Source organism: Rhizobiaceae bacterium, assembly GCA_023953845.1.
Taxonomy (GTDB): Bacteria; Pseudomonadota; Alphaproteobacteria; order Rhizobiales; family Rhizobiaceae; genus Arvimicrobium.
Map to the genome: position 1 here is coordinate 21,152 of JAMLJC010000003.1, position 6,231 is coordinate 27,382.

Consider the following 6,231-nt stretch of genomic DNA (forward strand, 5'->3'; position numbering starts at 1 on the left):
GTCCCCCGCACTCACATCATCCGATCCGTTTGCTGGCGACATGGAGATACAGCACACCGCTACTTTCGGAGACCTTCGGCCACCCTCGCCCAAGACATCCACCACACCGTTCCTTTGCCACCTGCATCATGTCGGCGGCCGTAAATGGGATGGCCTGTTCATCCGCATGATCCCAAGCGGTCATGGCCTGTTCCTGGATGATCTTCGGCACTACGCAAAGGCGGCATCGGCCTTTGGCCTTGGCAACCGCAAAATGCGTGATCGTGTCGTCATCGATGACATCATGGTCTGGTGCCAGCTCCATCATTGTGCGGCACCACTCATCGACCGCACGAGCTTGCCAAGCTCAGCAGCAGGTACAGGAGTAAACGGGATTTTCGGCTTCTTCGTCTCCGCCTCGGACATGAGGTAGATTGAGCCGTTTGCAGCCGTGATACGGATGTCCGCCTTTTCGTAACGGAAAACGTTCTCTCGTCGCTTCGGCTTCCAACTGGTGAAAGCCGCAATGGCGTCACCAGTGTCGAGCATCGAATTCTGGATCACGTCCGCAGATATGTAGATTGTACTCACCATGCCAGGCCCCTTTTCGTTGTGGACGACGAATAGGTATGAGAGGAAAATCATTCCGTCAAGTGGTGTTTTTTAGCAAAGGAATTCTTCATAAACTCAAAAAAAGTCATTTTCTTCTAAATTCCTTTGAAGCGGTCGAATTTTCGAGAGAACTCCTTGCAACGAATAATCGGCAGCTCTTCGACCAAGGAATTCTCGGAAAAATCCTGTCAATTTGGCTCGGGAATTCCTTGCTCGCCGTCGTTTTTCCGTGACAATTCCTTTTCCCTCCGCGCCTCTTCGGCCTCGCGCTGCTTGCGGAATTCCCATCGGACTGCTGCGGACTGAAAATTCCTGACGATATCGGCGCTCGAATTTGCCCGGCACATCAACAAGTCAGCGGGGTCCGAGGCGTAGGCTTCGTCTAGATAGCGGTGAGTTTCAGGTGGCGACATGAGCTTGAGGGCCTTAAGGGCATCGCCTTGCCAACGCTGGTCCGTCAAGTCGCTCATGACCTCGCCTACGAACGGACGATAGCCCCACAGCTGATATCGCGTTGGGAAAAACTCGCGATCTGGATCAGACTTCCACGCTTCTTGAAGCTCGGCCTTTCGGCTCACACAAATACCGCGCTCCTTCAGCATCCGGTTCCACCGCTCATACGAATAGCCGTCGCAATGATCGCCGTGGCCGGGGGCTGGGGCGAAGTCCTTGTTTGGGTCCGGCGTCCAGTCTGTCGGGTCTGCTATGGGATCGGACCGATACGAAACCGAGCGTGTGAAAGCTGCGAAGAGGGATTCCTGCATCGCGAGCACGGCCAGCAAGAAAAGCAACAGCATGCGTTGACGCCGTTTTCGCGCCTCTTCGATCTGACGGCGCAGGCGTTCGATGCGCCTGCAATATTCGTCTTCTCGCCGTTGTCGTTCGCGGCGTCGTCGTTCTTCGTTTTTCTTATTTTTTTCTTTTTGTTTTAGCGTAAGCGGGTAATGGTCCATGGTGATCCTCCGTTTCCTGTAGGATCGCCTTCATGAATTGCAACACACAATAGCCGGTCTTTCACGTTGCGTAGCCTCCCTAAGGTTCATCGTTTTTTCGTGCCCTTGCGGTTGCGTTTGAGTTAGAAATACACCCGATAGATTCGGATCGCGCGGGGGCGAGGGTGGACACAATTAAGAGTAGGCTTCAGGAAAGAGCAGGCAGCATGGCGGTCTGGTGTGTTGCCGATGGCGACGTTGCGGGCACCACCATGGAGACGCACTTCAATTTTTGGCGCATTGCTGGGGATAGGGATTTCAAAGGTCGCCCTCAACGCCCGCCAAGAGACTTCCTTGAGATTGGTCTGTTGATCAAGAATCCAGCTCCAGTACAGCGCATAAATGTGTATTTGCCCGTTGATGTAGAGAGACAATCAATACAAGACGCGGGCGTCCAGTTGGCTCAGACGTCCGTTGCGCAAGGAATTTTCAACGAGAAGCTTCAATGCGTTGTCACACCGGCTCCGGCAAGGATTGAGTTAAAAAACGGTGATAACCTGTTTTGCCGGGTTCATAAATTCATCGAGCAGAATGGAAACCTAGACCCTTCCCATCTTTCTTTAGATAAGTTTTCTGACGGCACTCTCCTTTCAATCGAGAAGGTTGCGATTGAATCTGTTAGCGTTCAGATCAAGGCCGATGAGAGTATTTACTTCAGGTTGAGGGTCTATTTGCCGAGTGGGAAATCCAGTCCATTCATTCACGTCATAACGCCAATTGACCGTAAATTTCAAAGCGGTTTCGAGGAAATCGAGTATATCGACTTTCGCTTCAATGAGCTTCGTACACTGCCGCCACAGGTAGAAAACAAAATTCGCGCTGACGAGAAACAAGGAAAGGTTAATATCAGTCTTGTGGCATTTCTTACAGCTTTTCCAGTTCATTCCGAGCTGTCTGCCAGCAGTATTCAATGGCACAAGAATAGACTTCTTGAGCATGATCCATGGGACGACTATGTGCCAAGCGGCATTCCAGGAGGAATGGTCGTTTATCATTGGAAGAAAGAAGGCAAAGACGGACAGGGGGTTGCAGATTTCTCATCTTTCGTCAAACTTCACACACGCAGGAGCGGCCGCAAGATTTTACTCACCTATCTGGTCGTCGCATTTTTGTTCGGATTGTTTGGTAATTTGGCGGCTTCTGGCGTTCTCGGGTGGTTTTCGAGCGATACTAAAGCGACGGTTGACCAGATTTCTGACGCCCTCGATAAATGAGGAATATCCCAGCAATGATCTTCAATGAAGATACAACCTCATTGATTCCGCTGTCAGTCAACACCCGGCCTGCAAGGAACCTCTCACTGTCCGACCGCGAGCAGGAAGCGTTGCAGTTCATAAGCGGTTTGTCCGAAGACTATCCAGATATTCAAAGCTGGTATGTTAGTAAGGTTGTGCCGGGTCTTCGGACAGGGACAAGATTTTTGCTCCCCATACATCGTGACGGGGAGTTGGTCGCCGTGGGAATTGCGAAGAACGACGGCTTCGAGCGGAAGATATGTACCGTTCGCGTCGCGCCGTATCATGCTGGAAGAGGCCTGGGGCTGCGGGTGTTTGATGGACTATTGAAGTGGCTGGATGACGATCATCCCGGCCTGACGGTCAGCGCCACAAAGCTGCCCGCATTCGAAAGAATATTTGACTGGTACAGATTTAGGCTCACCGGTGTGGAAAGCGGCCTGTACGTACCGGGTAGGCAGGAAATTGGCTATAATGACGCAATTTTTGCGAAAAAGGATGGTCAGAATAAAGTTCTCGAACCGGTTCACGATAGAAATCTTATCGCCTCGCCCAAATCTGTTCCGTGACTTGCGTCGATGACCAACAGTCGGCAAGGAAGCAGTTCGGCGTAGGACTCGGCGGCTCTTAACGCATTCGTTTGCGATTTTTCGATTTCTTGCGGGACGACATTCCTTGTATCTCCTCGTGAGAGGCGTCGCTCAGAGATCGTCTCACCAGAGGCTTTGAAAAAAATCAGTCCATCCGGCTTCATAGCTGCGATTACATCGGCAGGAATGATGACCTCATGCCCGCCAACGTAAACAAGGCTATGCGCATCTAAGAGCATCAATGATACAGGAGTTTCAGATCGGATCACGTTCACCATATCAACGAGGACATGCTGATCCTGAATTACCTCGTTGGTGGAACGCGTTCCGGCGGTTTCGCGATGAAGCCGCAATAGGGCGCTCGCTGAAAAATGAACAACATCATCGTTGCCGCTCGCGTACTCCGCACAAACGGTAGTTTTTCCTACCCCCGACACCCCGAAAACAATCATGAGCTTCGTGTCGAGCATTACCAGAACTCTAGTTGGTCCTGGCATACGGCTTTTCTCCGCTCATCTTTCATGTACATGTAGGACTGAGGAGGAGTAAAATTGTCTAAAACTTCCTTTGGATCAATGTATTCCTCGTATTCTCGCACTTCGCCGATTTTCAGGGCATAAGCAATTTTTCGGTCTGAGAAATATTGATCGAAAAAATCTTTTGTAATTCCAGAGCCGTATCGAGTTTTCTCCCATATTTCTTCGGGAGCGTCTTCCAATATTGTGTCGATATCAAATTCACCAACAATACGGCCAACTGGCATCGTACAATATACAACGACCGTCGTAACATCCTTGCGGGCAAAGACTTTCCTTCTGAACTCAAATGTTTTCACGCCTTTAAATATGTTTTCAACGTGCTCTGGATTAATCGATAACAATACCTTCATGTACCTTCCCCAATTCGATGATTTTTTGGAATTGAGCCTCACTCAAAGGCTTTAAATCCCAACGCGGTTGTTCTGGTACATCAGCCAGTTCCATGAGGTTGCCGCGCGTGATCCGCTTATTGAACGCAACGTTATAGGTCATCTTGACCGTGTAGAGCCTGCTCCAAGACACGTACATGTCCTTAAGTTCGCCTTCGGTGAAGACGCTGTGCGGCTTGGTGTACTCAAGGAATTCATCAAGGGAAGCGAAATCCTTACGCCGCCGTGTTTCCTCCACAACGCATATTGAGGTCGCAACGGAGCGATAAAACGCGGGTCCTTTGTTGTCGGAAGTCCTGTACATAATAACCGCATCCCCCTTTTTCATACGAGTTAGCGGCAGCTTTGCGACGTAGATTTTGTGTATGGTGTTCGTGTAGGAAACGTCCTGCACGATCTCCTTTGGTTCGTTGTTCAGGATTAAGTCTGGTAAGAATCGTGAGTGAAACTCAGGGTAAACTGCTAGAAGCCAGAGGTTTGCGTGGGAAATTCTGATGAATGGATAGGACTTCAACATATCCATTGAATGTTCTGTCAGCGAACGAGAAAGTACCAATTCGACGCCGTTCTTCGTCGTCTTTGTGCCAGTCTGTTCGAACCCATAGCGGGAAAACAATTTTATGAGGCTTTCGTGAACATCGAAAACCGTCACGTAAATTCCTGTCGCCCCCACATCCAAAGCCGTGTCGAATATTTTCTTGATAACTCGTTCGCCGAGTTTGGTCCCTTTGCCCTCAATTTTCAGCGTGCCTACCTTCAGCCAATGACCATCGGGAAGATGAGGATCAACGTCCGTCACCGGGCCATGTTCCGACTTCAGATAGATCATGCCGCTTAGGCTCTGATGCTCATCCACCACGACATAAACATCTTCTTCCGCCTTGCCGTTGAACCAGGCTGAGAACTCGTCATAGCCAGCTTTCAAGCTATCAAAAAAAGGGTCGTTAAGAGATAAATTCTTGAATTTTGTAAGTAATAGCGTCCGCGCCATGAAACTCCCCGTAATCCTCCCATTGGCGAATAGCATTTGGTGCGAGTCTATCGATGTGTTCTATAGTGACTTGACCTTGCACGACGCTTGTCCACTGAAAAGTGCGCTTTTTGGTTGCCTCTCGGAGAATGCATGATAGCGCGGGAGCCGAGTGGAAAACTGGCCGGTGTCACGATAGTCGAAGGGGCATTGGCCAGTGTCTGCTGACAGGCTGACTCGCTAAACTATGTTGACATTTTCAATAACTGGCGTACACAGAAGCAAGCTCGAAAACGTACCCAAATACCCCACAAGGCTTTGTTTTCGTTTCTAATCTAGGCTTACGCCGATGCGCCCGCTTCCTCCCTCCGGGCCCACCATTTCTGTGCTGTTCGCCACATACATTTGAACTTTCGCCACGAAAACTGAGCAAAATCCACCTAGAGATGCGCAACTAAGGTGGATTAAAAAGTTCATAAAGTCCTCGTCTTCTCGTTAATAGATGCCACGAGCGACGTCAATATATTAGCTACGTATTCTTGAGCCGTTGTTGCTCTACGTTAACGAGATCAAAGATGTTCGACTGCCGGAATACTCGACGAACCTCGCGAAACACGGTTTCAAATTGAGGTGTTGAACTCATTTGAGGATCAAGCCTCGTCGACCACGTAGCTTTCAGAGCTTTTTCTTTCCTTGAAAAGGCCTCATCCAGTTCCTGCGCATTTCTGCCTCGAAATACGAGCTTCTGGGCAATTGGATTTGCCAGTTCGGCAAGATCGATCCCGAATTCACTTTGAAGTTTCCAGATGTCGAAAAGGTCTCTTGGCTGATTTCTGGCTCTGTCTGTGAGAGCGACGATCTTCTCAGTCGCAATCTCCTCCACTGAATATGTCTTTACCGTCTCGCTAGGAGAGAAATCAAAGAC

9 protein-coding genes are annotated in these 6,231 nt (G+C 49.7%); 2 read left to right on the forward strand and 7 right to left on the reverse strand.

The genetic code is table 11. From position 1 onward, the window contains the following. Positions 1-16: 16 nt before the first annotated feature. The 3 genes from M9955_26415 to M9955_26425 all read right to left on the reverse strand — a co-directional run bounded on the left by M9955_26415 (position 17) and on the right by M9955_26425 (position 1,544). Entirely contained in the window at positions 17-307 is a 291-nt protein-coding gene (locus M9955_26415) for a hypothetical protein (protein MCO5085182.1), read from the reverse strand. Continuing rightward, positions 304-573 carry a hypothetical protein gene (locus tag M9955_26420; protein ID MCO5085183.1) on the reverse strand — a complete coding sequence of 90 codons (270 nt, stop codon included), beginning with the start codon at positions 571-573 and terminating at the stop codon, positions 304-306. Before M9955_26420 ends, M9955_26415 begins: the two co-directional genes overlap by 4 nt. Positions 574-779: 206 nt before the next feature. Then, positions 780-1,544: a hypothetical protein gene (locus M9955_26425; GenBank protein ID MCO5085184.1), complete on the reverse strand. Its 765-nt coding sequence runs from the start codon at positions 1,542-1,544 to the stop codon at positions 780-782. A 206-nt stretch (positions 1,545-1,750) separates the two neighbouring features. Between M9955_26425 and M9955_26430 the strand changes: the two genes are divergently transcribed. Together M9955_26430 and M9955_26435 are read left to right on the forward strand one after the other, a co-directional pair. Beyond that, complete coding sequence (locus tag M9955_26430) at positions 1,751-2,797, forward strand: hypothetical protein (GenBank protein ID MCO5085185.1); 1,047 nt, start codon at positions 1,751-1,753, stop codon at positions 2,795-2,797. 14 nt (positions 2,798-2,811) lie between these two features. Continuing rightward, a complete protein-coding gene (locus M9955_26435; GenBank protein ID MCO5085186.1) occupies positions 2,812-3,387 on the forward strand; it encodes an N-acetyltransferase in 576 nt (191 codons plus the stop codon). Here the strand turns inward: M9955_26435 and M9955_26440 are convergent. The 4 genes from M9955_26440 to M9955_26455 all read right to left on the reverse strand — a co-directional run. Next, the gene (locus M9955_26440; GenBank protein MCO5085187.1) at positions 3,345-3,878 is read right to left on the reverse strand and encodes an ATP-binding protein; all 534 of its coding nucleotides are present in this window, start codon (positions 3,876-3,878) and stop codon (positions 3,345-3,347) included. The genes M9955_26435 and M9955_26440 overlap by 43 nt on opposite strands. Then, a complete protein-coding gene (locus tag M9955_26445) occupies positions 3,878-4,297 on the reverse strand; it encodes a hypothetical protein (protein ID MCO5085188.1) in 420 nt (139 codons plus the stop codon). The genes M9955_26440 and M9955_26445 overlap by 1 nt, the downstream gene beginning before the upstream one ends. Next, complete coding sequence (locus M9955_26450) at positions 4,275-5,327, reverse strand: N-acetyltransferase (GenBank protein ID MCO5085189.1); 1,053 nt, start codon at positions 5,325-5,327, stop codon at positions 4,275-4,277. Before M9955_26450 ends, M9955_26445 begins: the two co-directional genes overlap by 23 nt. A gap of 508 nt (positions 5,328-5,835) precedes the next feature. After that, positions 5,836-6,231 (reverse strand): nucleotidyl transferase AbiEii/AbiGii toxin family protein (locus M9955_26455; protein ID MCO5085190.1); only part of this gene is annotated, 396 nt, incomplete at its 5' end.